The sequence below is a fragment of the Aquimarina penaris genome (assembly GCF_040786285.1).
GTDB lineage: Bacteria > Bacteroidota > Bacteroidia > Flavobacteriales > Flavobacteriaceae > Aquimarina.
Genome location: NZ_JBFMKQ010000001.1, coordinates 1,129,238 through 1,155,005, shown reverse-complemented (window position 1 = coordinate 1,155,005; position 25,768 = coordinate 1,129,238). Strand labels below are relative to the sequence as shown.

The 25,768-nt window shown below is 35.2% G+C and carries 17 protein-coding genes; 4 read left to right on the top strand and 13 right to left on the bottom strand.

The annotated features are described in order from the left end of the window. Nucleotide 1: 1 nt before the first annotated feature. From ABW637_RS04595 to ABW637_RS04565, 7 genes are all read right to left on the bottom strand, one after another. Nucleotides 2-1,375, bottom strand: a complete 1,374-nt coding sequence (locus ABW637_RS04595; protein ID WP_367583458.1) for a hypothetical protein — start codon at nt 1,373-1,375, stop codon at nt 2-4. Between the two features lie 27 nt (nt 1,376-1,402). Beyond that, nucleotides 1,403-4,099 (bottom strand): choice-of-anchor B family protein, encoded by a 2,697-nt coding sequence (locus ABW637_RS04590; RefSeq protein WP_367583457.1) that lies wholly within the window; start codon nt 4,097-4,099, stop codon nt 1,403-1,405. Nucleotides 4,100-4,379: 280 nt separating this feature from the next. Continuing rightward, nucleotides 4,380-5,645 carry a choice-of-anchor B family protein gene (locus ABW637_RS04585; RefSeq protein ID WP_367583456.1) on the bottom strand — a complete coding sequence of 422 codons (1,266 nt, stop codon included), beginning with the start codon at nt 5,643-5,645 and terminating at the stop codon, nt 4,380-4,382. Between the two features lie 412 nt (nt 5,646-6,057). Next, on the bottom strand, nt 6,058-6,336 hold the full coding sequence (locus tag ABW637_RS04580; RefSeq protein WP_367583455.1) for a F0F1 ATP synthase subunit delta/epsilon: 279 nt from the start codon (nt 6,334-6,336) through the stop codon (nt 6,058-6,060). A gap of 72 nt (nt 6,337-6,408) precedes the next feature. After that, nucleotides 6,409-7,917, bottom strand: coding sequence for a F0F1 ATP synthase subunit beta (gene atpD, locus ABW637_RS04575; protein ID WP_367583454.1), 1,509 nt, complete (start codon nt 7,915-7,917; stop codon nt 6,409-6,411). Between the two features lie 250 nt (nt 7,918-8,167). Continuing rightward, nucleotides 8,168-8,959 (bottom strand): class II aldolase/adducin family protein, encoded by a 792-nt coding sequence (locus tag ABW637_RS04570; RefSeq protein ID WP_367583453.1) that lies wholly within the window; start codon nt 8,957-8,959, stop codon nt 8,168-8,170. A 4-nt stretch (nt 8,960-8,963) separates the two neighbouring features. Beyond that, nucleotides 8,964-9,611: a TetR/AcrR family transcriptional regulator gene (locus tag ABW637_RS04565; protein WP_367583452.1), complete on the bottom strand. Its 648-nt coding sequence runs from the start codon at nt 9,609-9,611 to the stop codon at nt 8,964-8,966. Nucleotides 9,612-9,736: 125 nt separating this feature from the next. On the opposite strand from ABW637_RS04565, the gene ABW637_RS04560 reads away from it, so the two are divergent. Beyond that, nucleotides 9,737-11,011 (top strand): sterol desaturase family protein, encoded by a 1,275-nt coding sequence (locus tag ABW637_RS04560; RefSeq protein WP_367583451.1) that lies wholly within the window; start codon nt 9,737-9,739, stop codon nt 11,009-11,011. Nucleotides 11,012-11,058: 47 nt separating this feature from the next. Here the strand turns inward: ABW637_RS04560 and ABW637_RS04555 are convergent, their stop codons facing one another. From ABW637_RS04555 to ABW637_RS04530, 6 genes are all read right to left on the bottom strand, one after another. Beyond that, nucleotides 11,059-12,597 (bottom strand): G-D-S-L family lipolytic protein, encoded by a 1,539-nt coding sequence (locus tag ABW637_RS04555; protein ID WP_367583450.1) that lies wholly within the window; start codon nt 12,595-12,597, stop codon nt 11,059-11,061. A gap of 125 nt (nt 12,598-12,722) precedes the next feature. After that, nucleotides 12,723-15,491, bottom strand: coding sequence for a TonB-dependent receptor (locus ABW637_RS04550; RefSeq protein ID WP_367583449.1), 2,769 nt, complete (start codon nt 15,489-15,491; stop codon nt 12,723-12,725). A gap of 215 nt (nt 15,492-15,706) precedes the next feature. After that, nucleotides 15,707-18,448: a TonB-dependent receptor gene (locus tag ABW637_RS04545; RefSeq protein ID WP_367583448.1), complete on the bottom strand. Its 2,742-nt coding sequence runs from the start codon at nt 18,446-18,448 to the stop codon at nt 15,707-15,709. 450 nt (nt 18,449-18,898) lie between these two features. After that, nucleotides 18,899-20,746, bottom strand: a complete 1,848-nt coding sequence (gene glmS, locus ABW637_RS04540; protein ID WP_367583447.1) for a glutamine--fructose-6-phosphate transaminase (isomerizing) — start codon at nt 20,744-20,746, stop codon at nt 18,899-18,901. A gap of 25 nt (nt 20,747-20,771) precedes the next feature. Further along, a complete protein-coding gene (bamH, locus tag ABW637_RS04535) occupies nt 20,772-22,517 on the bottom strand; it encodes a BamH family beta-barrel-assembly machinery protein (protein WP_367583446.1) in 1,746 nt (581 codons plus the stop codon). Nucleotides 22,518-22,649: 132 nt separating this feature from the next. Continuing rightward, nucleotides 22,650-23,459: a glycogen/starch synthase gene (locus ABW637_RS04530; protein ID WP_367583445.1), complete on the bottom strand. Its 810-nt coding sequence runs from the start codon at nt 23,457-23,459 to the stop codon at nt 22,650-22,652. 111 nt (nt 23,460-23,570) lie between these two features. On the opposite strand from ABW637_RS04530, the gene panC reads away from it, so the two are divergent. The 3 genes from panC to ABW637_RS04515 are packed head-to-tail and all read left to right on the top strand — an operon-like array spanning nt 23,571 to nt 25,758. Next, on the top strand, nt 23,571-24,419 hold the full coding sequence (gene panC, locus ABW637_RS04525) for a pantoate--beta-alanine ligase (RefSeq protein WP_367583444.1): 849 nt from the start codon (nt 23,571-23,573) through the stop codon (nt 24,417-24,419). Nucleotides 24,420-24,438: 19 nt separating this feature from the next. Next, on the top strand, nt 24,439-24,789 hold the full coding sequence (gene panD, locus ABW637_RS04520) for an aspartate 1-decarboxylase (RefSeq protein ID WP_367583443.1): 351 nt from the start codon (nt 24,439-24,441) through the stop codon (nt 24,787-24,789). Nucleotides 24,790-24,792: 3 nt separating this feature from the next. Then, complete coding sequence (locus ABW637_RS04515; protein ID WP_367583442.1) at nt 24,793-25,758, top strand: lysylphosphatidylglycerol synthase transmembrane domain-containing protein; 966 nt, start codon at nt 24,793-24,795, stop codon at nt 25,756-25,758. The last annotated feature ends 10 nt before the right edge of the window (nt 25,759-25,768 follow it).

Here is a 25,768-nt window from a genome sequence, read left to right as displayed (position 1 = left end):
ATTATTTGTATTTAATAATTAATGCGTCTTTGGATCCTTTATTGTTTGGGATATCAAAGTCACTACTTTCAGAGTTACCTACAATCACTATTTTTTGGTCACTAGTTTCTATACAACCTTCTCCAAATTCTGCGAGGCTACCTCCACTAACCGTTTTCCATTGTATTTCTCCATTACTGTTGATGATCACGCTCAAAGCATCACTTTGCCCTCTGTTTTGTGTTATATCAACATTACTACTTCTTGAATTACCGGTAATGATATAATTTCCATTTTGCATTTTAGAGATACTTCTACCTGTGTCAAATTCGGTGCCTCCTATAGATTTTTCCCAAATTAGATTACCATTTCCATCTATTTGGATTACCCAAAGATCTGCATTTCCTTTAGCTTTAGAAATATCACCATCTTGGCTTCTTGAATCTCCTACGATAAGAAATTTTCCGTCTCCACTATCAGCAATGGCATAACCTACATCAATCTCGGATCCGCCAAATGATTTTTGCCATAGCTTAGTGCCTTCGGCATTAATTTTTACTGCCCAAAAGTCATAACTTCCTTTACTATCGGTAATATCAAAATCGACACTCTCTGAAGAGCCTATCATTAAAAAGCCTCCATCTTGAGTTTGAACAGCATCATAGCTTCGATCATTATTGGTTCCACCATAATAGCGTCGCCATTCTTTTTCTCCCATGGCATCAAGTTTAATCCCCCAGAATTCTCCTACTCCATGTCTTTGTGAACTACTTCGATTATCATTACCATCACCGCCACTTGCTGTTACATCAAGAAATCCGGTTATAAAATATCCACCATCTTGTGTTTGCACAACAGAAAATGCTCTATCAATACCAGAGAATCCAAAACTCTTTTCCCAAAGTATATTTCCTTCGGAATCCAGTTTTACAATCCAATAGTCTTGCAGGCCGGCATTTGCCGCCACATCTTCGTCTAAACTTCGGCTATATCCTACTAGTGCGTATCCTCCATCGGTAGTGTTGATAATTTTTTCGGCTCTATCATCTGCAGAGCCTCCATAGGTTTTACTCCATAAAACACTTCCGCTTTTCGAGATTTTTAACACCCAATAATCACTATCGGTAGCAGTTTTATCGGTAATCTCTCCATCAATACTTTGTGTATATCCAGCAAGAACATAAGCCCCATCACTAGCCTCAACTAGTGATAAAGCATTATCTTCATTAGTTCCTCCGAAGGTTTTAACCCAGTCAATCTGGTCATCGACTTCCTGAACAGGATCTGGATCTGGCTCGCTAACTGGATTTTGTGCTTCATTATCATCACTGCTACATCCCGTAACTAGCATTGAAGAAACAAATAACCAAAGTAAAGCGTACTTAGAAAATTTCATTTTTTTAAATCTTTATTTGTTTTATCCTTATTTCTTGACAAAACGACTTGATAAAACTTTATTATCGGTAACAATTCTTAAGAAATATGCACCCGATTTTAAACTATTTACATCTATAGTATTAATAACGGTACCTTCTTTTATCAATTGCCCTAAGAAGTTTCTAATTTCAAAATTTGCAGATTTATTAATCGAAGGGGATATATTAATAGCTTCAGTAACCGGATTAGGGTAAATAATTAATTTCACCTTATTCTGCACAGCCGCTGTACTATTTACTGTACTATCACTAGTAATCGAAATATCATCAATTGCTATATCGGCTTGCCAGGTAGATCCTGTTACTCTATTGAATCTTAATTTTAATGCACCACCCGTATATTGAGAGATATTAAGATTAATCGTGTTCCACGAATTTCCTTGATTACCTGTCTGACTCCATATGCTTGTCCAGGAAGCTCCATCATCTGATGATGCTTCAACCGCTATACTTCCCATATCGGTAGCACCAAACATGTGGTAAGCAAATGAGAATGTTGCAGAAGATGCACTACTAAGATCAAAACAAGGTGATATTAATATTGCTTGCTTATTGGGATATCCTGTTCCGTTTCCTGAGGCTTCTACATAAACATAATAGGTGCCTTGATCTGCACTTGCTGGTCCCGTATTTCTGGAAGGAGTTCCATTAGAATCTACTGTCCAATCTATATCATCTGCCAATGACTGTGTCCATGAGCCTAAGGTATTTTCAAATCCTTGGTTGTAAGGAAAGGAAGATATACCACCTGTACATGCGTTTCCTCCTGGGCCTCCATCATCGGTTATATTAACTATATAATCTTCAACTTCTCCATATTGAAATGATTCGCATGATGTTGGGATCCCGTTATATTTCATTGAAACCCTCATCCTGGTTGATCCAAGCGCTGCATTTGAAGGGATGGTAAATGTTCCTGCTACAGGAGTATTTCTGGTGGCACTTTGCGACCATACTTGCTCTCCGGAATCTGCAAAATCTCCATCTTGATTGTAATCAATCCACACGCTATACCCTTCGCTATATATTGTACCAGTCCATGTTGGAGTAATAGTAATTGTATTTGCACTTGCTTTTGCCAGATTGGTCGTTATGTTACTATAAAAAACATATCCTCCAGAAGAAGCTCCTGTACTATTATTTATGGAACCTAATGATACGTTACTAATGTATTCATCAGAAACATTGTTTCCATTAGAATCACAATAATTTAATTGTACGGCTATGGTTGTGAAATTGATAGAGCTACTATATTGAGAAGTACTACCTCCTGAGCATTTACTTCTTACCTGAGCCTCATACTGAGTCGTTGGTGAAAGTCCAGAAATGGTATATGAAGTTCCTGAAACCTGGGCAGTAGTCCATGAAGAAGTGCCTGCAACACGATATCTAACATCATACGTTGCTCCAGCAACCGGGTTCCAACTTATAGTAGCATCTGTTGACCCTACATTAGAAGCTGAAACCGATGTTGGTGTAGTAGCTTGACATACAACGGGAGTACTTTGTTTCACTAAGAAAAACCCGCCTTCGATATCACTGATCACTATATTTCCACTATTAAAATAAGGATAAACATTCCAAACACCATTAAATGCTGCTCCATTACTAGATGGATAGGTGTCAAAAGAACCTATCTCTGTAATATTTTTATTACCTATATCAGAAATGTCTATCACTCTAATACCTGCTCTATAATTAGCCAGGTAGAATTTATCTCCTTTTACATATCCATTATGATCTATGGCAGCTGTAGGACCTGTATAAGTCATATGCTCTTTAGGGTTATTTAAATCCAGAAAATCAAAGATTACTGTCCTGGTATTAAAACCTACTCCTTGTTCATCGGTTTCGTCGCCCAGTATAAAATATCTCATATCTTCGGTAAACCATCCCTGGTGTGTATATCCTACATCAGAATATTTTATAGTGGATAGTGTAACCGGGTTAGCTTTATCAGTAATATCGGCTATTACGACTTCGATCTCGTTACTACCAATTAGTATTTCTCTACCCGAATACGTAGCATCAGGACCCGTATAGGTTACTACCTGGGCATCATGAGTATATGCTCTTTGTCCGCCAGATAGAAATCCACCGGCATTAATTGGGTTTTTAGGATCTTGAATATTAATAAAAAGAGGACCTCCTCTGTATGGTCCAGAATTTCTTTGTGCACCAACAACATATGCATAGCCGGTGTCTTCGTTAATTACAATATTATGGGCATTCCCAAATTCTGTATATCGAGTATCGGCGGTAAATGTTTGAGGTGGGTTTGATACATTACGTAGTCGAGTAAGATCAAAAACCTGCATTCCATGACCAGAAGCTTCACTTACAATAAAAGCATGATCTTTATATACTTTTACATCTCGCCAGGAGCTATTACTCGTAGCTGTCGGTAATTTACCCAGATAAACCGGATTAGTTGGATTAGATATGTCTATAAATGCGGTTCCGTTATTAAGACCAATAAGTGCGTATTCATTTCCGTTAGTAGGATCTGTCCATCCCCAGCTATCATTACCAGCGCCTGCGCTCATCTGAGATAGCGTAATTTGAGACATTAAATCGTAATCATTACAGGGAAAAGAACCAGCCAATCCATTTTGACATGGGGTCTGGGAATAGGAAAACACTGCTATAAATAGCAGTATAAGAGTAGTAGTTAGATTTTTCATTGAGTTTGTGTTTTAAGAGTTAGCTAAGAAACTAGTTTTATGTCATACTTTAACAGTTTAAAATTCAAATAATTAACTAATTTATCGATTTTATTTTTGGTATTTAATAAATATTTGGTGGGGTAGTCAATTTTTTAACGTTTTTTAACAATTTTAACGTTTTTTAGCATATGAACCACCCTTTACAAAAGGTGATCTTTGTTAAAAATAGAATGAGGTGATGAATGAGGTTGAGCTGTATTTCGATTCAACCTAATAAGAATAGAAAATTTAGTTGCATTTACGGAGCACTAGCATGAATTAACAAGAGTCCTTTTTGGATATCACTAATCACGATATTACCACTTTCAAAATAAGGATATACATTCCATACACCATCAAAACTTGCACTGTCGCTAGTGGGGTATGTATCAAAAAAGCCTATTTCAGTAATATTTTTGTTTTCGATATCAGAAATATCTATTACTCGCACACCGGCTCTGTAATTAGCGAGATAAAATGTACTTCCTTTTACATATCCATTATGATCTATGGCAGGTGTTGGACCAGTATACGTAAAATGCTCTTTAGGGTTATCAAGATCTGTAAGGTCGAAAATAATGGTTCGGGTATTAAAACCTATTCCTTGCTCATCGGTTTCGTCTCCTAGTATAAAATACTTCATGTCTTCGGTAAACCATCCTTGATGTGTATATCCTACATCAGAATATTTGATAGTAGATATCGTTGTAGGATTATCTTTATCTGTAACATCAGCAATTACTATTTCTATTTCATTACTACCGATAAGAATTTCTTTATCTGTATAATCGACGTCGGGTCCCTGGTAGTTTATAACTTGTGCATCATGACTATACGCTCTTTGTCCTCCCGATAAAAATCCTCCTGCTGCGGTAGGGTTTTTAGGATCCTGTATATTAATAAACACTGGCCCTCCTTGATACATTCCCAATCTATCCGTTCCTACGGCATATGCAAAACCAGAATCTTCATTAATCACAATATTGTGTGCACTTCCAAAATCAGTGAAACGGAAATCTGCATCAAATGTTAATGGTGGATTAGCAACATCACGAAGTCTTGTGAGGTCAAAAACCTGCATCCCATGCCCTGGGGCTTCACTTACAATAAAAGCGTGATTTAAGTAGACTTTAACATCCCTCCAAGGGCTATTTACAGTTGCTGTAGGCAGTTTTCCTAGATATATAGGGGTGTCTGGAGTAGAAATATCAATAAATGCTGTACCATTATCCAGCCCCATAATGGCATATTCTTTTCCATCAACCGGGTCTGTCCATCCCCAACTATCATTTCCTTCTCCAGCACTCATAGTGCTTAAAGGAATTCTAGAAACCAAATCAAATCCACTACAAGGATAAATTCCTCCTGCTATACCATTCTCACAAAGATTAGAAGCAGGATTAGTGGGATCTATAGGGTTAGAACCTGTATCAGTAGGGTCAAAATTACTATCATCATCGCTACTACAACCTAATAGCCCTATTAGTAATAAAAACAAACATGCGGTATTTAAATACTTTTTCATGATAATGGGATATCTATCAAAAATACCAAACTTTTTGGGGTTTTGTTATGAAAAACAAAATTTTATAGGATATTTCTTACCTTATTAAGGAATTTAAACCCTAACTTAAGTAAGTTGATACCATAAAAAAAGGCCAAAAATTGGCCTTTAAAATATTAGTATAGCTTATACTTTGTAGTTACTCGATCTCTAAATAAGGGTTGTATATATAGGTTTTGCTAAAATCACCAAGCCCATTAAAGTATTCATCAACCAGATGTGCAGGGTAATAGGCCATTCCACCTTTTAGCAGGCCTTGACTATCTCCGCCATCTTTATCGTCCTAGTTCCATGGAGCATTGGCAGAACCGTTACTAACAAAAAACACCTTCAAAATTGAAGGTGTTTTTTGTTTTTATAAAAGAATAATTGTTTAGTCTGCTAAAACAATCACTTTATTATCTTTCATTTCAATAGTTCCAGAGTTTATTGGAAGTAATGTTGTTCCATTTTCTCCTTTGGCAAATTTATCTGCAACTTCTTCATCTAAATTCATATCTCCATACACTTTTACATTTCCTTTTGCCAGCAAAGAAATAATAGGTGCGTGATTATCTAACATCTGAAACTCTCCATCGACTCCTGGCACTGCAACCGAAGTTACCTCACCACTAAATAATACTGCTTCTGGAGTTACTATTTCTAAATACATACTTTTAATAGTTTGCAGTATTCAGTATCAGTTTGCAGTACTGATTACTGCTACTGCTTACTGGATACTAATTTACGCTTCAGCTAACATTTTCTCACCAGCCTCGATAGCTTCTTCGATTGTTCCTTTAAGGTTAAATGCTGCTTCTGGCAAGTGATCTAATTCACCATCCATAATCATAGTAAAGGCTTTGATCGTATCTTTGATATCTACTAAACATCCCGGGATACCCGTAAATTGCTCTGCTACGTGGAATGGCTGAGATAAGAAACGTTGTACACGACGTGCACGTCCTACCGCTAATTTATCTTCTTCAGATAATTCTTCCATACCAAGGATAGCAATAATATCTTGTAATTCTTTATAACGTTGTAATAACTCTTTTACTCGTTGTGCACAATTATAGTGCTCATCTCCCAGAATATCTGCTGTAAGAATTCTTGAAGTAGAATCTAATGGATCCACTGCTGGGTAAATACCAAGCTCTGCAATTTTACGAGATAATACGGTTGTTGCATCCAAGTGAGCAAATGTTGTTGCTGGTGCTGGATCCGTTAAATCATCTGCAGGTACATAAACTGCTTGTACAGATGTAATAGATCCTTTCTTTGTAGAAGTAATACGTTCTTGCATCACACCCATTTCTGTTGCTAATGTAGGTTGGTACCCTACCGCAGATGGCATACGACCAAGTAGTGCTGATACCTCAGAACCTGCTTGTGTAAAACGGAAGATATTATCTACGAAGAAAAGTACGTCTTTTCCTTGTCCGTCTCCAGCTCCATCACGGAAATATTCTGCAATCGTAAGACCAGAAAGTGCAACACGAGCACGTGCTCCTGGTGGCTCATTCATTTGTCCGAATACGAATGTAGCTTTAGATTCTTTCATTACGTTTTTATCAACCTTAGAAAGATCCCATCCTCCTTCTTCCATAGAATGCATAAAATCATCACCATATTTGATAATTCCAGACTCTAACATCTCACGAAGAAGGTCATTTCCTTCACGAGTTCTTTCTCCTACTCCTGCAAATACAGAAAGACCACCGTGACCTTTTGCAATATTATTAATTAACTCCTGAATTAATACTGTTTTACCTACTCCGGCACCACCAAATAATCCAATTTTACCTCCTTTTGCGTAAGGCTCGATAAGGTCGATTACTTTAATCCCTGTAAATAAAACTTCTGTAGAAGTTGATAAATCTTCAAATTTAGGTGCTTGACGGTGAATAGGAAGACCATCTTTTCCTTCTTTCGGAAGATCTCCAAGACCATCAATTGCATCTCCAATTACATTAAATAGACGTCCGTACACATCCCCACCAATTGGCATTTGGATTGGAGCTCCAGTTCCAACAACTTCCATTCCTCTGCTTAATCCATCACTGGAATCCATTGCGATAGTACGCACAGTATCTTCACCAATGTGAGACTGAACCTCTAACACTATTTTACTACCGTCTGTTTTGTTAATTTCTAACGAATCATAAATTTTTGGTAATTCGGTACCCGCTACGAATTCTACATCGATAACCGGACCTACAATTTGAGATACTTTACCTGTAACTTTAGACATTATATAACTATTTAATGTTTAGTATTTAACTATATTAAAAAGAGATGTATTCTATGATATTGAATACGACCTTTTTTCAGGCTGCAAATATAGTCTTTTAAAATGAAAAAAATAACTCATTTTCTTTTGTTTTTTTTTAGACAAGAAATACATGTTTTTGCAGTCTCTTTTTATAGTCAAAATACTGTAATACAATATAACAGAAGTTACTTTTTGATTTAGTAGGTAACAGGAATGCATTTCTTTTTGTTTACACTCTTATGAAATCTAAAGATGCACTTATATCCTGCCACATAGGTTGAAATTGAAAATATCCAGCAATAGGGAAGCCAAGTTCTGCTCGTGTTTTCATTGCTGTTTCATGATCTATCTCAATTAATTTATCGCCTGTTTGCATTGCAAGTAACTGTGCCTGACAGCTACGTTCCATAGTAATAAACCACCAAGCGGCCTCATCTATTGAGTGCCCAACAGTAATTAAACCATGATTTTGAAGTATTGCAGCTTTGTTATCATCAAGAGCTTTGGCAATTCTTTTACCTTCTTCAAGCTCGTTTACAATCCCAGAATAGTCATTAAATAAGGCGTGATCCTTATAAAAAGCGCATGCGTCTTGAGTAATTGGTGAAAGTTCTCTTCCAAGTGTCGAAAATGTTTTGCCGTATACTGAGTGTGCATGAGCAGCAGCTACCACATCTGGTCTTGCCTCATGCACCTGAGAGTGAATTGCAAAGGCAGCCCTATTCAATGGAAGTTTTCCTTCTACAACATTGCCATTATGATCAACAAGCAATAGGTCTGATGGCTTAATTAGATTGAATGAGAGTCCGAAAGGATTTACCCAAAAATGGTCTTTATACTCTGGGTCTCGAACAGTAATGTGCCCAGCTACACCTTCAGAAAAGCCAAATTTACCAAATATTCTAAAAGCTCCTGTGAGCTTCTTTTTTAGATATTCTCTTTCTTGTTTTACATCTTCAAATTTTGGGGGTAACGGAATATTTTCAGGAAACATCTCTAAAGGAGGGTTAGGTACTGCCATGATTTTATTTTTTAAAAATTGTATTTGTTTTTCTATTTTTAAAATGAACTATCTCTTGATATTCATCATATCCTTTTTTAGTAAGGTACGGGGACAAAATCCCCCATAAAGCCTCAATAGGGGAGTCCTTTAATAAAGCACTGTTTTTTTTATCAATTAGTGCAGTACTTGTGGTCCAAAAGGTACTTACCATCCAAAGATTATGAATAACAATGTTATAATCTATTCGATCACTCTCTGCTAGCAATCTACCTGATGCAATAAAGTGATCTACCAGTTTTCTTGCATCTGCAAATCTCTCTTTTGTAGCGGTTTTATACCCATCCATAATAGAAGGATACTCTACTATAAGGTATGATATGTCTAGAAAAAAAAAGCTGTACCGCTGCTGGATAGCATAGAATTTTCTGAACATTTCTTCAAAATGATCTAAAGTAACATATTGCCCTTTAGGCATGATATCAACAGAGTTATTTATAATTTCTTTCTGAATAGCAGATAGCAAAATCTCCTTCTTTTTAAAATGATACGTAAAATTACCAGGGCTTATACCTATAGCATTTGCTATATCCATAATGCTCACATTAAAAAATCCTTTTTTGTTAAAAAGAATAACTGCATGTTTAATGATTTCTGACTTTGTATCTGCCATAATAATAGAATGTACAGTATATACGTACTAATTAATTTTATATTTTAGTATAAATATACTAATTTTTAGAAATTGTCCAAATAAAAGAATCATTAATTTTTGTATTTTTACTCAAAAGGAAAGTAATGGAAACGTACGCAACTGCATTAAGTTATGCGATTCCTGGATTTATACTTCTTATCTTGATAGAGTATTTTGTTAGCCGATTTAAAGGAATACCGGTTAATGAAGCCATGGATACGATATCAAGCTTAAGTTCTGGTATAACAGACTCATTAAGAAGTCTTACAGGTCTCGCTATAATTATTATAAGTTATGATTGGCTAGTAGATAAAATGGCCTTAATTGAAATTAAATCATCTGTTTTGGTGTATTTTTTAACTTTTATAGGCTTAGATTTTGTAGGCTATTGGTCACACCGTTTTAATCATACCATAAATTTATTCTGGAACCGGCATATCATACATCATAGTAGTGAAGAGTTTAATTTAGCTTGTGCTCTACGACAAAGTGTTTCGGCTATAATTTCTATTTATTTCTTTTTATATATCCCATTAGCTTTATTGGGTATTCCTGCAGAGGTTGTAGCATTAATTGCTCCTATTCATTTGTTTGCTCAGTTTTGGTATCATACTCGGTTGGTAAATAAAATGGGGATTTTAGAACACATCCTCGTTACGCCGTCTCATCACAGGGTACATCATGCCATTAACAATGAGTATTTGGATAAAAACTACTCCCAGATATTTATTTTTTGGGATAAACTTTTTGGAACCTTTCAGGAAGAAATTCCAGAAAAACCTCCTGTATATGGTGTAAAAAAACCCGTAAACACCTGGAATCCTTTTTTGATCAATTTTATGCATGCATGGGGAATACTAAAAGATGCATGGAGGACAAAAAACTGGTGGGACAAGATAAGAATATGGTACATGCCAACAGGATGGAGGCCAGATGATGTAAAAGAAAAATACCCTATTCATATTATCACAGATCCCTATACCAGAGAGAAATATAAAACTGAGAGTTCGTTATTCCTAAAACTATGGTCATGGATACAATTAACAGCCACTCTGGTTTTAATGTACTATTTATTGATCAGTTTTGGTGATCTCGAATTTATTCAAATTATTAAATACGCTATTTTTTTAGCTATTTCAATTTTTGCATACACCTCTTTAATGGATCGCCATATTATTTCGATATATGCCGAGGTTATTAAGGTAGGGATCGGATTGTTTCTCATTACTACAGAGAATGGTTGGTTCGGGATAGACTCCTTATTAAATGGAGCGTCTTATACAATTATTGCGTATCTGATTGTTTCACTCGCATTCACTATCTATTTTCAATTTATAGAAAGGAAATATATACCTCAAACTACTCAAGAAATTGTATAAAAAAGCCCATTTGATATATCAAATGGGCTTTTAGAATGTTTTATTTTCTACCGAAGTAACGGCGAATAAAAAGTTGGGTAATCAGCCGCTTTTACCATTGGTAAGGTAGAACCATAAGTGGTATTAATTGCTTCAGAGGCAGCATTAGCCAAAAATGAATAACCTCTAGCTGTTGGATGTACTCCATCTAAAGAAAATAAGCCACCAAACACTAAATTGCCCTGTATTAAGAATTCATCATATTGAATTCCTCCTTCAGAAACCTCATTTAAGAATCCATTAGCATCTACAAAGGCTAAACCTTCTTGTTGTACAGCAGCATCTATAACTGCATTAAATGCTGTTGTAGCTGTAGCTATTTCTTCTTGTTCTTCTGGGGTTAAGACCCACTTATCAGCTAAAGGAATTGCAACTCCATTTGTAGTTAATGGGTTTCCTGGGACAACCTGAGTTCCGATAAAACTACTTGCAGGCAGTACTAAAAGGTCATCGGCAGTAGCTTGTCTGATTGGCACCAAGGCCATATTTATACCTGTCAAATCTGTTAAATCTTCATCTAAGATAACCACAGCGTTTCCTTCTCCTGCTACGAACGTGATCGTTCTTTTTGCAATTTCGAGATCTGCTTCTTCTTGTGTTATCGCACCATTACCTACCAAAAAGGCAAAAGCCCCTACAATACCTGCATTATAAGCAGCATAGGCTCCATTTACCCCAGCAGCAGTTGCTGCATCTAACGGAATAGGATTATGAGGAACTGTTGTAAAATGTGCTATAGATGTTACATCTGGAATATTAAAAACTACCCCTTTTGCTCCGCCTGAAGTCAAGGTGGAGACTAATGTATTATATACGTTAGTAAAGGTTCCTATATCGGTAATAGGATCTGCCATGCCCGGATCTGATTCTCCACCGGATAGCGCATACCCTAACACATCATTATTACCAATCCACAACGAGAAAAATGTTGGGTTTTGTGCCATCGCATCTTCTAACACAGTAGATGTAGCACTAGAAGCTATTCTTGCATAATATGGATTTGCTGTTCCCACTGGTACTCCAGCCACATCTCCATATCCCGGAGCTACGAGGTGAAAACTTTTAGCTCCTGGTATACCCATATTATTAAAAGAACCAGTTAACGGACTTGTAATATCTGTAGTGGGGTTTTCTGCTTCGAAATCTGTTGGCGGAACAATTCCTAACGGTGTTGGACCAGATAAATTTGGTGGCTCAGGGTCTGGATCACTATAAAAATAGAGTCTTGGCCCTTGAATTTGAGTTCCTCCTAACAACACCCCTCCTATATTATCATTCATTAAAGGTTGTGTGAACTCTCCACCTCCTGCTTTAGCAAATTGTTGAGCTAAAATCTTGGGATAAGAATCTTCTTGTCCTGCTATAAACAAGGCTCCATCTGTAAAACCTGCAGTTAAAGAGTTTCCTAAAGCAACAAATTTTGAGAAATCTGCAGTTCCTGAGGTAATTGCCACTTCTGCCTCTGTTACAGGAGCATCATCGTCTGATTCGCAACCTATAAACCCAAAAACCAGTAGGATTAGCAGCCATTTATATTGAGTATTCATTTGTTTTATTTTTATTTATTTTTTAATTGTCAAATGGAATTCGCATAATGATCATTTTCTACTACTACACTCAAGAATTTTAATTATGCTCATCTCATATCTTAATTTCTTTGTTATAATCTTTATTATAAATTATTAATTGATAAACCTATGTAATATTGAGATCCTATGAATCCAGTACCAAATGCTGTAAAATATTCATCACCGCCAATATTAGTTGCCCCTGCTTTTAGGGTAGTTTTCAATTTTGGAATTTTATAATTTACCTGTGCATCAAAGACAGAAAAAGAAGGAACATCTCCATTTCCAAATGAAGCTTCCCAGAAATAATCATCACTCCATCTAAAGCTTGTATTAAATCCAAAGTTTTTAAACAAGTCTGTATGACCAAAAGTTGCTTTCACTTTATGCTCTGGTGTATTAAAACTAGCCATAAAATCAGGATCATCTTCTTCATCAAAATCTTGTTTTGCATACGTGTAATTCGCCCCAAGGTCAAAATCCATAGGCAACTTAACATTAACTCCTATAGTGGCTCCATAGGATTTTATATCGACATTAGAATTCGTGTATGCCTGGTAAATTCTAAAATCATCGTTTTGTAACGCCAATAATGATAAACTTTGATCTCCCACCTGACCATAGTATGGAACGATAACGTTTTGTTGAGAAATGAAATCACTATATTGATTAAAATAACCACTTACATCAATAATAAATTTATCTACCTTACCACGATATCCAAGTTCAAAGGCAAGAATTTTTTCTGGATCAACAGTACTTGCAGTAGAGGCTTGTGGAGCTCCATTTTGTACCGAACTGGCTGAAAAAGAATTTTCGTAAGCAGATCTACCTACTATAGTAACTGTATTGGAGCCCAGAATACTTCGGCCTTCACCACTAACGTCATCAAATGTTCTAACATCTCTATCTAAATTATCTTCTGCAGAACCTACTAATACAGCTCTACCTACATCTAATCCAATATAAAGATCCTGGGTAGTCGGGTTTCGGAATCCTGTTTGCACAGAAGCACGAATATTATGATTTCTATCCTGACCTACTGTATATCCTAATGATAATCTAGGTGAAAAATTACCATCAAACAGTTCTGATTTATCGTAACGTACCGAAGCAGTTACTTTTGCTCTATCGTCTGCAAATTTCTTTTGAACCTGGGTGTATATCCCAAATTCTGAATAGCGAATTGGGCCATCAATATCTGTAAATATAGTACCCGAAGAATTTAATTTATACTCTCTAAAAGATCCTCCGACTTGAATATCAGCAAAATCACCAGTAATATGACTAAAATTGTAGTTTACATCTGCGTGCTTTAGCTGGGTAGCATCCTGAAATTTGGATCCCGTAGCTAAATCAGGGTCAGAAATAACTTGATTAAATGCATTGGTAAATCCAACTGTACCAGGAAGCAAACGCCCGGTATCGGCTACTTGTCTGGCTTGTGCATGAGCAGCTTCTGGTAATAGCCCTGCTAAAGTAGCTTGAACAAATGTTCCTGCATATTCTCCAAACCAAGTTTGATCATCTTTCCATGATCTATTAATGTTAATTCCCGTAAATCTAGAATCATAAGAATCTCCAGCACTTTCGGCTGTAATATAACCTCTTACAAAAAAGTTGTCATTCTTAACCTCTAATTTATGTTGCTGTAAAAAGAAATTACGAATAGAATATCTATTTGCACCTTGATAAATAGTTGTTCCACTACCTGCTTTTCCTAGATATATAATTTCAAAGTCATTAGCAAAAGGTCTATAATGTAGTGCAGCATCAAACTTGATACTTTTTGCCTCGTAATTATTTAAATCACTTTCTAAATATCCTGTTCTACTTACGTTTGAGTCTGGTAATAAGTTTTCAGCACCAGCAGGAAGTATCCCTCTATCTACTAATACTTCACCGACTCCTCTAATATTAGTACTTACTTCATCTCCATAAACATTAAGCCCATCATAATCAGGGTCTAGTCTAGTACCAGTAACCTGATTATCAGAAACATCTACTGTACTCGTTGCAAACCAATCTGTACCTCTTAGATAAGCGAAGTTGGCTTTGGCTGCAAATTTATCAGAAAATGCATGTGCTACTCTTATACCATAATCATAATATTCGTTGTCTCCAGCCGCTTCTTGCGAGGTAATACCTCCTTTGGCATATGCACTAATACCTTGATGATCAAAAGGGCTTTTACTGGTCATAAACAAAATACCATTAAAAGCGTTGGCACCATATAGAGCAGATGATGCTCCAGGTAATAGTTCTATACTATTAACATCTAATTCTGTCATACCGATAAGGTTACCAATAACAAAATTAAGAGCAGGAGAGGTATTATCCATCCCATCTATTAATTGTACAAAACGTGTATTAGCAAATGTTGCGAAACCTCTGGTATTTACAGATTTAAAGGTTAAACTGTTCGTATTAATATCTACTCCCTTTAAAGCTTCAAGTCCTCCATAAAAATCAGCGGCAGGAGTTGCTTTGATCTTTTTAATATCAAAACGCTCCACACTTACAGGAGATTCAAAAATACGTTCTGGTGTTCTTGAGGCAGATACAATTACCTCATCAAGTTCTGTCCCTTCTTTTAATACAATGTTTAAATCGCTTGTATCAGAAGAAATCACAACCGAGGTGGCCTCAAAACCTATACTAGTAACATTAATAGTAAAAGGTGGTGATTGTTCGACAGTCAAAGAAAAAAGACCATCAAAATCTGTGACAGTACCTACTCCAGCATTCTTTAGTGCTATGTTTGCCCCGGGGATAGGTTGATCACTGTCGTCTACCACCTTACCCTTAATTGTTGTTTGCGCAGTAGCGATAACACCTACTAACAGCATTACCACTAATGTAATTTTTCTCATGCCCCAATATTTTATAGTTATGAGAACAATATACGTTTTTTTATGAATTTTTTAATAAATATGTTAAACCTTTGTTTTTTTACAAGCCAAAAAACTTTAAAATAGCGGTATTGATAATTTAGGCTACGAGTAACTTTATAGTGTTTTAAAAACAAAAAACCTGTCTGATAAATCAGACAGGTTTAAAACATGTGTTAAAAGATTAACGTATTGTCTTATAGATTATTAAAAATCAATCCTACATAATATTGAGAACCTATGAATCCTGAACCAATTGCAGTAAAGTATTCATCTCCTACTAAGTTATTTGCACCAACTTTTAATTTCGCCTTAAGAGAAGGAATTCTATAATTGATCTGAGCATTAATTACGGTATATGAAGGAATTTCTCCACTACCAAAATCAGCATCCCAGAAATAATCATCACTCCAAATACCATCAACACTAAAACCAAAGTTTTCAAATAAATCATCTTTACCTATAGATGCTTTTGCTTTGTGCTTTGGTGTGTTAAACGCACTTCTAAAATTCGGATCATCATTTTGATCAAAATCTTGGTCTGCAAACGTATAGTTTACTCCTAAATCAAAACCATTAACCTGAGTAGTAACTCCTGCTATAAAACCATAAGAATTGATATCAACATCAGAATTCGTAGAAGCAACAAATACTTTTCTAGTTTGAATATCTGAAATTGCAAGTAAAGCCGCTTGTTGTTCTGCAGGTGTACCATTAACATTACCAACTCCAGGAACAACAACGTTCTCGTTAGCAATAAAATCCTGATACTGGTTATAATACACACTACCGTCTAAGATTACTGATCCAAACTGTGCTCTATATCCTACCTCGTATGCTGTAATCTTTTCTGGCTGTACAATATCAATATTAGCAGGAGTTGGAGCACCTGCTTGCACAGAACTTAACGAGTATGAGTTTTCGTAAGCATCTCTACCAGTTATTGTATTACCTGAAGGGTCGGTTATCACATATCTGTCTAAGTTATCAGGAGCAGAACCTACTAAAGAATTTGCACCAATATCTAAACCAATATATAAATCCTGTGTTGTAGGATTTCTAAATCCTGTTTGGAATGAAGCACGAAGGTTACGCGTTTTATTAGGACCAAAAGTATAACTTACAGATACCCTTGGTGAAAAATTACCATCAAATAACTGAGATTTATCGTAACGTACAGATCCCGTAAGTTTTAATCTTTCTTCATTTAATAGTTTCTTCTGAATCTGTGTATATACACCATATTCTGAATATTTGATTGGCCCATCAACATCTGTAAATACAGTACCAAAAGAGTTTAGCTTATATTCTCTAAAAGATCCTCCGACCTGAATATCAGCAAAATCTCCGGTAACATGACTAAAATTATAGTTTGCATCTGCATGTCTAAAATTAGATTCATCCTGAAATCTAGAACCTTCGGTTAGATCTGGATTTGAAGTTACTTTATTAAAAGCTTGTTCAAACTCTGGCGTACCAGGGATTAAACGCCCAGTATCTGCAACTCCTCTTGCAACTAAATGAGATTGTTCTTCTGATCCTGTTGCTGCCAATGCCTGAAGGTAAGCTCCTGCATATTCGCCAAACCATTGGTTATCACTCTTCCATACTCTGTTAAGGTTAATACCTGTAAATCTTATATCATAAGAGTCTCCAGCATCTGAATCTGTAATATATCCTCTTACAAAGAAGTTATCATTTTTTATCTCTAATTTATGCTGCTGTAAAAAGAAATTACGTAATGAAGTTCTGTTTGCATCTTGAGTTACTGTAGTACCTCTACCTAATTTACCATTATAGATAATCTCAAAATCATCTGCAAATGGACGGTAGTGTAATGATGTATCAAACTTTAAACTTTCTGCCGTGTTATCACTAAGGTCTGCTTCTGTATATCCTGTTCTACTTACAAGTGTATTTGGTAAAAAACTTGCTGAAGTTGCGTCTAAAGCTCCAACAGCCACTAATTGTTGACCAACTCTATCTAAAGTTTGAGCAACAACATCTCCATATACATTCAATCCATCATATCCTGGATCTAATCTGGTTGCACCAGGATTGTTTAAGTCTTGTAAATCAGCCGCTAGCCAATCTGTACCATTTAAAAAGGTGAAATTTACTTTAGCTGCAAACTTATCTGAAAAAGCGTGTGCCATTCTGATACCAACATCATAAAACTCATTATCACCAGCCGCTTCCTGAGAAGTAATTCCTCCTTTAGCATAGGCACTTATACCTTGGTGATCAAAAGGGTTTTTACTATTCATGAAAAGTATACCGTTAAATGCATTCGCACCATATAATGCAGAAGATGCACCAGGTAATAATTCTATATTGTTAACATCAAGCTCACTCATACCTACTAAGTTTCCTAAAACGAAATTTAATATAGGAGCTGTATTTTCCATACCATCGACTAGCTGTACAAAACGTGTATTTGCAAATGTTGCAAAACCTCTAGTATTAACAGATTTAAGTACTAAACTATTCGTATTAATATCTACACCTTTTATGGTTTCTAAACCTCCATAAAAATCTGCAGCTGTAGAATTCTTGATTTGCTTAATACCAAAACGCTCAATACTTACAGGTGATTCGAATAATCTTTCTGGTGCTCTAGAAGCAGAAATTACTAACTCATCTAAGAAAGTAATATCCTCTAAAACAATTGTAATATCTTTTGTGTCTGATGTAACAACAGTTGTAGTAGGGTCAAAACCAATACTTGTTGCTTCTAATGTAAATGGATAATCCTTATCTGTTGTTAAAGAAAAATTTCCGTCAAAATCAGAAATCGTAGTAACATCGGTCCCCTTTACTGTAATACTAACGCCAGGGATTGGTTCATCAAAACCATCTATAACCCTACCGTTTACTACATTTTGCGAAACACCGATAGCGCCAACAAAAAGCATTAAAACTAGTGTAATTGTTTTCATAAGTAGATTAATTTTTAAAATTAAAATTAGTGAATTATTATGCAAGCATAATTAAATTTTAACATTTGGGAAGCAAAATTAAACCTTTTTAGCTAAAAACAAAGAAAAAGTGCGTTTTATCGTAAAAAAATGTTCTTTACCGAATCTTTTTTGTTTAGAATTAAAAAAAAAGCTTCAAATTCCCTAACATTATTTTTAAGCAAAAACCTGATTTTTACATACTTACACATAAAGCTAAGCAAAATAATCTAGATTTAACCAATTAATCTACATCACGTACTAATATAGTGTGAAAACCGTAAATGTCATTAAACCCTACTATTTACGCAGAACAACACATCATATGTATATAGAAAAAATCGCCAATTAAAACATCTATTACTATTGTTACCACAAAAAAAGAGTGCCTTTCACAAGCACTCTTTTTTGATTCCTTTAATAAATAAATAATTATTCTACTGTTACAGATTTAGCTAGATTTCTTGGTTGATCTACATTTTTATCAAGCATTACAGCTATATGATAGGATAACAACTGTAATGGTATTGTGGTAAGCAGCGGTGTCAAAAACTCTTCGATTTCAGGTATTTCAATTACATGATCCGCAAGACCTTTTACAGTAACATCTCCTTCAGTGACAATTCCTATAATCTTTCCTTTCCTCGACTTGATTTCCTGTATATTACTTACTACTTTCTCGTAATGTCCTTTTTTAGTAGCGATTACTACCACTGGCATATGCTCATCAATAAGTGCAATAGGCCCGTGTTTCATCTCAGCCGCAGGATATCCTTCGGCGTGGATATAAGATATTTCTTTAAGTTTTAATGCTCCTTCTAACGCAACAGGGAAATTATAACCTCTACCTAAATACAAGAAATTTTTTGCATTTTTATAAGTCTCCGCTATAAATTTTATGTGTTCATTAGATTCTAATGCCTGTTTTACTTTTTCAGGAACTCTTTCTAATTCCTGCAAATAATAATGAAAATCACTATTAGTTATGGTTCCTTTTCTTTCTGCTAGTTTTAAAGCAATTAAGGACAGTACTGTTATCTGAGTAGTAAATGCCTTGGTCGAAGCAACTCCAATTTCTGGCCCTGCATGAGTGTAGGCTCCGGCATGTGTCTCTCTTGAAATAGAAGACCCTACCACATTGCATACTCCAAATACAAAAGCACCTCTTTCTTTAGCAAGTTTAATCGCGGCCATAGTATCTGCAGTTTCACCACTTTGCGATATTGCAATTACAACATCATCCTGGTGTATTACAGGGTTTCGGTATCTGAACTCTGAAGCATACTCTACCTCGACAGGAATACGCACTAATTCTTCAAAAATATATTCTGCAACCAAACCGGCATGCCAAGAAGTACCGCAAGCAATGATTAAAATACGTTTTGCATTAAGAAGTTTTGCCAAATTATCATCAATCCCAGCCATTTTTATGATCCCCTCTGCAACTCTCATCCTACCTCTATACGTATCGCTAATAGCATTAGGTTGTTCATAGATCTCCTTTAACATAAAGTGATCATAACCCCCTTTTTCTATTTGCTCTAAATTAATTTGTAACTCTTGCAAGTATGGATCTACCGAACTATCATCTTTAATCTTTCTTACCTTAACTTCCTTATTTCTTCTAATAATGGCCATCTCACCATCTTCAAGATATATTGCATTATTAGTATATTCAATGAAGGGTGAAGCGTCAGAAGCTATAAAAAATTCATCTTCTCCCACTCCAATAGCTAAAGGGCTACCTAATCTCGCAACTACAATCTCATCAGGTTTTTGTTTATCAAAAACGGCAATTGCATATGCTCCTACTGTTTGATTTAAAGCTATTTGCACCGCCTTACCTAGCTTTACATTCTCTTTAGTTTTTACATCTTCAATTAAATTAACCAATACTTCTGTATCTGTTTCTGATGTAAAATTATACCCTCTTTTTAGTAATTCTTTGCGAAGTGATTCATAATTTTCTATAATTCCATTATGAATAATAACCAGATTTCCTGAATTGGAGTAATGTGGGTGCGAATTCACATCGTTAGGCACACCGTGCGTTGCCCATCTGGTGTGTCCTATACCTATTGTTCCTTCGGTACTTATTTCTTTTGTTAATCTTTCTTCAAGATCTGCTACCTTACCTTTGGTTTTTGACAGCTTGATGTCCTTGCCATCATAAAGAGCAATTCCTGCTGAGTCATACCCCCGATACTCTAATCTTTTTAATCCTTTTAACACAATTGGATAAGCTTCTCTATATCCTATGTACCCTACTATCCCGCACATAATTTTAAGTTTTAAGTGTTGTTTGTTAGTTGTCCTTTGATGCTGTATATAAAATCTCCAGTTTCAATTGTTTTGCCTCTGGAACATTGTTCGTGTTTCCATAAAGGATTGTTCCTTCATGAGAAATTATTGACGAGGTGGGGATGATCTCATCATTTTTTAAAGGGGTATCTCCGAATGTGCTTACTGTACTATTTACGTTTTGAGAAACAGATAATCCAAGTTTTACATTATCTACTTCTTCTTCATCCAATAAGGTGATCATATATTGTGTTAGTCTTATTTTATAAAACTCTCCTTTTTCATCAGAATCGCGACTAATTCTTCCTAAATGATTTGTAATTGAATTTACTGGATCATCATCACTACGTGTTGCATCAGAACCATAATCAATAAGAGGTTGCCCAGTCTCTACATTAAAGATATAAATTCTTTCTGGTTCGGCATCCCCCGATGCTACATTACCTTGGTCAACATATACCTTGATACTAGCCTCGTTAACCAACCAATCTTGTGCTCTAATAAAATCTAATTCAGTTTTATCATTAGCAGTAATGGTTGCAGGAGTATCTTTAAAAATTGGGTTGCCATTCTCATCTAACACAAAATTTCCGTTTCCATCGGTTTCTACATATCTGTTAAATAAATCAAGTACGGCAAATGAACCATCTCCTCCTTTTAAAAACAAATTAGGCTCTCCATTAATCGAATCTTGATCTTTTAAGTAGTCGGCTGCAATAGATGCATTAATATCTGTTGTTATCGAATTTATAATATTACTTGCAAATCCTAGGTCACGAGTTCCCTTTTCTCTAATGGTTTCGGTAGTATCACCATCTTCATCTTCATCTTGTGTATCTACTTTATCAAAAGTATAATGAAGGGTTATAGTACCGCCTCGCATATTAAAATACGCTAAACTTCCATTACCACTTGTTGGGGCTTCTACTTTAAAATAGATTCCTCTAAAATAATTTAGAAAATTATTAAGATTACTTAATTCTGTACTACCACTTTTATCTAAAAATTGTGCCTTGAACTTATCTCTAATTTCGTCTGAAAACTTCACTCTTAGTCTTGGCGTAACTCTAGTAGAATCTATTACAGCTCCATTATTATTTTCATCCTTAACATCCAAAACGATTTCTGAAGCCGATGGTACATATGAGTCCGTAGTATATAACAGATTTTCTACTTTCTCTATTGCCGATCCAAAACTCTGGATATCATTAGAATAATACCTCTGACTTTCTGTAGAGAGCGGATCAACATTTCTTAAAAAATAATCAGATTGAAATATGGATAGTTTAATAGGTTGATTTCCATAAATCGAATCCAATGTATATGTATTTCTAGTGACCTGATTTTGATCGTTAGTTTGAGTATCTGTAAGTGTACTGAAATATGGTAAATTAAGAACCACACTGTCTAAAACTGCATTGCTTTCAAAAGCTATAGGAAATATAAGCGGCTGCACTTGAGATAATATAGAATAAACAGATTCACCATACACCGGATCATTATACACCCCCAATATATTAGCATGAAAATTAACTTGGGTACCCTGTACAGAGCTGATCAAGCTATTTGTTTGTACTCTTTCAAACTTTTTATTGAAAGCAATTGGTTTAGAAAGGTATTGCTTATCCTCAAAATTAACATCTCCTAAAATTTCACTTCCAACCGAATTAAAATCATCATCACAGGATACAATTGTAAAAACAATAGCTACTATAGCTAATATTTTTGTTACTACGTTTATCAATTTCATCAATTTTTGTCTATTCTTTTTTAATAGTCATACTTAGGTATCTCTAAGTACGAGAACGGAATTCGCATACTAATTATTTCTAAGCACATCTAAATTTTTAGACATACTCATTTCATAAATAATTAACTTTGCTTACACCAAAACCTCTGTCTCATAGAAGGCTTCATAGGCATCTGCAAATTCATCTGGTTTTTTATATTCTAAAACGGGTTGGTCTATACTTTTAAGATGTTTTGTAAGCTCATCTGGAATTTCTTCAGAACCTACAATGATTGCATCAGAATTATCTACAGCTACCTTCATAAGATTAACATATGTTGGTTTGGCTAGATCACTGATTTTTCCTTCTTCAATTCCATCAAATTTCACTTTCCCCATCATATTCTTATCCAGTGTACCTTCATAACCGCCACCATATACCGAAGTTACAATCTTACTATGGCCAAAAAGTGGCTCGTTAGCATAATAGTGTTTCAAATATAAAGGCAAAAGAGAAGCTAACCATCCATGCACGTGAATCACATCTGGAGACCAGTTTAACTTTTTAACTGTTTCGATAACACCTTTAGCAAAAAAAATTGCTCGTTCATCGTTATCTGGGAACAAATTACCCTCTTCATCAGTTAATGTTGCCTTCCTTTTAAAATAATCCTCATTATCAATAAAGTAAACTTGCATCCTTTCTTTAGGAATAGAAGCTACCTTTATAATAAGGGGCATATCTAAATCATTAATCACTAAATTCATACCCGAAAGACGAATCACTTCATGCAACTGGTGTCTTCTTTCATTAATATTGCCATATCTAGGCATGAAAATTCTTATTTGACCGCCTTTATTATTTACCATTCTTGGTGCTTCAAAAGACATGGATGAAATTTCGGTCTCTGGCAGGTAGGGTATTACTTCTGATGATACATACAATATCCTCTTATCTTTCATATAGTCGATACTTTTGTCGTCCTCCTTTTGGAATTAATTTTGCAAAATTACGAAAATTTATGCAGTCTGCCAGTAATATCTTATTTTTGCACCCCTTTAAGTTTCATAGTGATGCAAGTACATGACAAAAGACTAGACATAACAACAAGTGTTGCAACTTTCAAAAAACAAAAAAAAACCATTGGTTTTGTGCCTACTATGGGCGCTTTACACAAAGGACACCTTGCATTAGTAGAACGTGCATTTAAAGAAAATGAAGTGGTTATCGTGAGTATTTTTGTTAATCCAACTCAATTTAATGCCACAGAAGATTTAGTAAATTATCCCAGAACTTTAGATTCTGATGTTAAACTTTTGTCAGAATTATCAAAAGAGATTATTGTATTTGCTCCAACAGCCAATGAGGTTTATGGTGATCGAACCGAATCTATTAATTATAACTTTAAAGGCCTTGAAAATGAAATGGAAGGGAAATTTAGGCCAGGGCATTTTGATGGAGTAGGAACAGTGTTAAAGCATTTATTTACGATAGTATCCCCGACAAGAGCATATTTTGGAGAAAAAGATTTTCAGCAGCTGCAGATTGTTAAAAAGTTAGTTGAAATTGAAAAGATGTCAGTACAAATAATCGGTTGTCCGATATACAGAAAAGAAAGCGGTTTAGCGTTAAGTTCCAGAAATAAAAGACTTAGCGAGAACCAACGTGCTGCTTCGCCTCTAATTTATAAAACATTAAAACAGGTAAGAAAAGACTTTGGCACAAAAAGTGCTAATGTCTTAAGTGAATGGGTATCAGAGCAGTTTGCAAACAATACCGAGCTAGAGCTGGAATATTTTGAAATTGCAAAGGTTTCTGATTTAAAATCCATAAAAAGAAAACAAAAAGATACTAAATATCGAGCATTTATTGCCGTATTTGCAGGAAAAATAAGACTTATAGATAACATTGCCCTAAACTAAAAATAACTAACTTTGTAACATGCTTGTACACGTAGTAAAATCAAAAATTCATCGCGTTAAAGTCACCGGTGCCGACCTAAACTATATAGGCAGCATAACCATTGATCAAGATCTAATGGATGCCGCTAATATTATTGAAGGCGAAAAAGTACAGATTGTAAATAATAATAATGGTGAGCGACTAGAGACCTATGCTATTCCTGGACCTAGAAATAGCGGAGAAATCACTTTAAATGGAGCTGCTGCAAGAAAAGTAGCAAAAGGAGATGTGCTAATATTAATTACATATGCTATGATGGATATTGAAGTTGCAAAAAACTTCAAACCAAAACTTCTTTTCCCAAATGAGGAAAACAATCTATTAAAATAAAAAGTGAACGCTAAACTTGTAAAGTTTCTAAAAATTATACTCCCACTAGCCCTGGGAGTTTTTTTAATTTGGTATTCTATTGCTTCTGCTACACCCGAAGAACGACAAAAAACACTTCAATATGTTTCTGAAGCTGATCCAAAATGGATTATTATCTCTGTTTTAATGGGTATTGCGTCTCATCTTTCGAGAGCATATCGTTGGAAATTTTTGCTAGAACCCTTGGGATATTCGATCAAATTATCCAATAGTTACATGGCTGTTATGGCGGGATATCTATGCAATATGGGTATTCCCAGATCGGGAGAAATTCTTAGAGGGGGTACAATTTCGACTTACGAAAGAATACCATTTAAAAAAGCTTTTGGAACCATTATTTCTGAACGGGTTATTGATTCTGTAATGCTTTTATCAATCATTGCTATTACATTATTATTTCAGTCAGAACTTCTATTGTCTTACTTACAAGAAAAAATAGCAAGCCCGATTATTACCCTTATTCTTCTGGTGGGATTGATAATTTTTGGAGTTTTATTTCTAAGAGTTCTAAAAAATTCAAGTAACCCAATACTAGTCAAAATTCGTAATTTCGGGAATGGGATTTTAGAAGGAATTAAAAGTATTTCAAAAATAAAACAAAGAAGCGCCTTTATTTTCCATACTTTTCTTATTTGGATATTATATGTTGCCATGTTTTATGTTATCAAATTTACTGTTCCTGAAACTGCACATTTATCTATAGGGCCTATGCTTGCAACTTTTGTAGCCGGATCTATTGCTATGTCTACAACTAATGGTGGGATTGGAGCTTTCCCAATAGCTACAGCAGCAATATTATTGCTTTTTAATATAGACAAGCCAGCAGGAGAAGCTTTTGGCTGGATCTTATGGGGATCTCAAACCGCAATAAATATAGTTGTTGGTGCGTTATCGTTTTTATTCCTTCCTATTTTAAACAGAGAGAAATAATTTATATATT

Coding starts and splice junctions, on each gene's coding strand:
- ABW637_RS04595 (WP_367583458.1), bottom strand. CDS start 1,375: ATGAAATTTTCTAAGTACGCTTTACTTTGGTTATTTGTTTCTTCAATG.
- ABW637_RS04590 (WP_367583457.1), bottom strand. CDS start 4,099: ATGAAAAATCTAACTACTACTCTTATACTGCTATTTATAGCAGTGTTT.
- ABW637_RS04585 (WP_367583456.1), bottom strand. CDS start 5,645: ATGAAAAAGTATTTAAATACCGCATGTTTGTTTTTATTACTAATAGGG.
- ABW637_RS04580 (WP_367583455.1), bottom strand. CDS start 6,336: ATGTATTTAGAAATAGTAACTCCAGAAGCAGTATTATTTAGTGGTGAG.
- atpD (WP_367583454.1), bottom strand. CDS start 7,917: ATGTCTAAAGTTACAGGTAAAGTATCTCAAATTGTAGGTCCGGTTATC.
- ABW637_RS04570 (WP_367583453.1), bottom strand. CDS start 8,959: ATGGCAGTACCTAACCCTCCTTTAGAGATGTTTCCTGAAAATATTCCG.
- ABW637_RS04565 (WP_367583452.1), bottom strand. CDS start 9,611: ATGGCAGATACAAAGTCAGAAATCATTAAACATGCAGTTATTCTTTTT.
- ABW637_RS04560 (WP_367583451.1), top strand. CDS start 9,737: ATGGAAACGTACGCAACTGCATTAAGTTATGCGATTCCTGGATTTATA.
- ABW637_RS04555 (WP_367583450.1), bottom strand. CDS start 12,597: ATGAATACTCAATATAAATGGCTGCTAATCCTACTGGTTTTTGGGTTT.
- ABW637_RS04550 (WP_367583449.1), bottom strand. CDS start 15,491: ATGAGAAAAATTACATTAGTGGTAATGCTGTTAGTAGGTGTTATCGCT.
- ABW637_RS04545 (WP_367583448.1), bottom strand. CDS start 18,448: ATGAAAACAATTACACTAGTTTTAATGCTTTTTGTTGGCGCTATCGGT.
- glmS (WP_367583447.1), bottom strand. CDS start 20,746: ATGTGCGGGATAGTAGGGTACATAGGATATAGAGAAGCTTATCCAATT.
- bamH (WP_367583446.1), bottom strand. CDS start 22,517: ATGAAATTGATAAACGTAGTAACAAAAATATTAGCTATAGTAGCTATT.
- ABW637_RS04530 (WP_367583445.1), bottom strand. CDS start 23,459: ATGAAAGATAAGAGGATATTGTATGTATCATCAGAAGTAATACCCTAC.
- panC (WP_367583444.1), top strand. CDS start 23,571: ATGCAAGTACATGACAAAAGACTAGACATAACAACAAGTGTTGCAACT.
- panD (WP_367583443.1), top strand. CDS start 24,439: ATGCTTGTACACGTAGTAAAATCAAAAATTCATCGCGTTAAAGTCACC.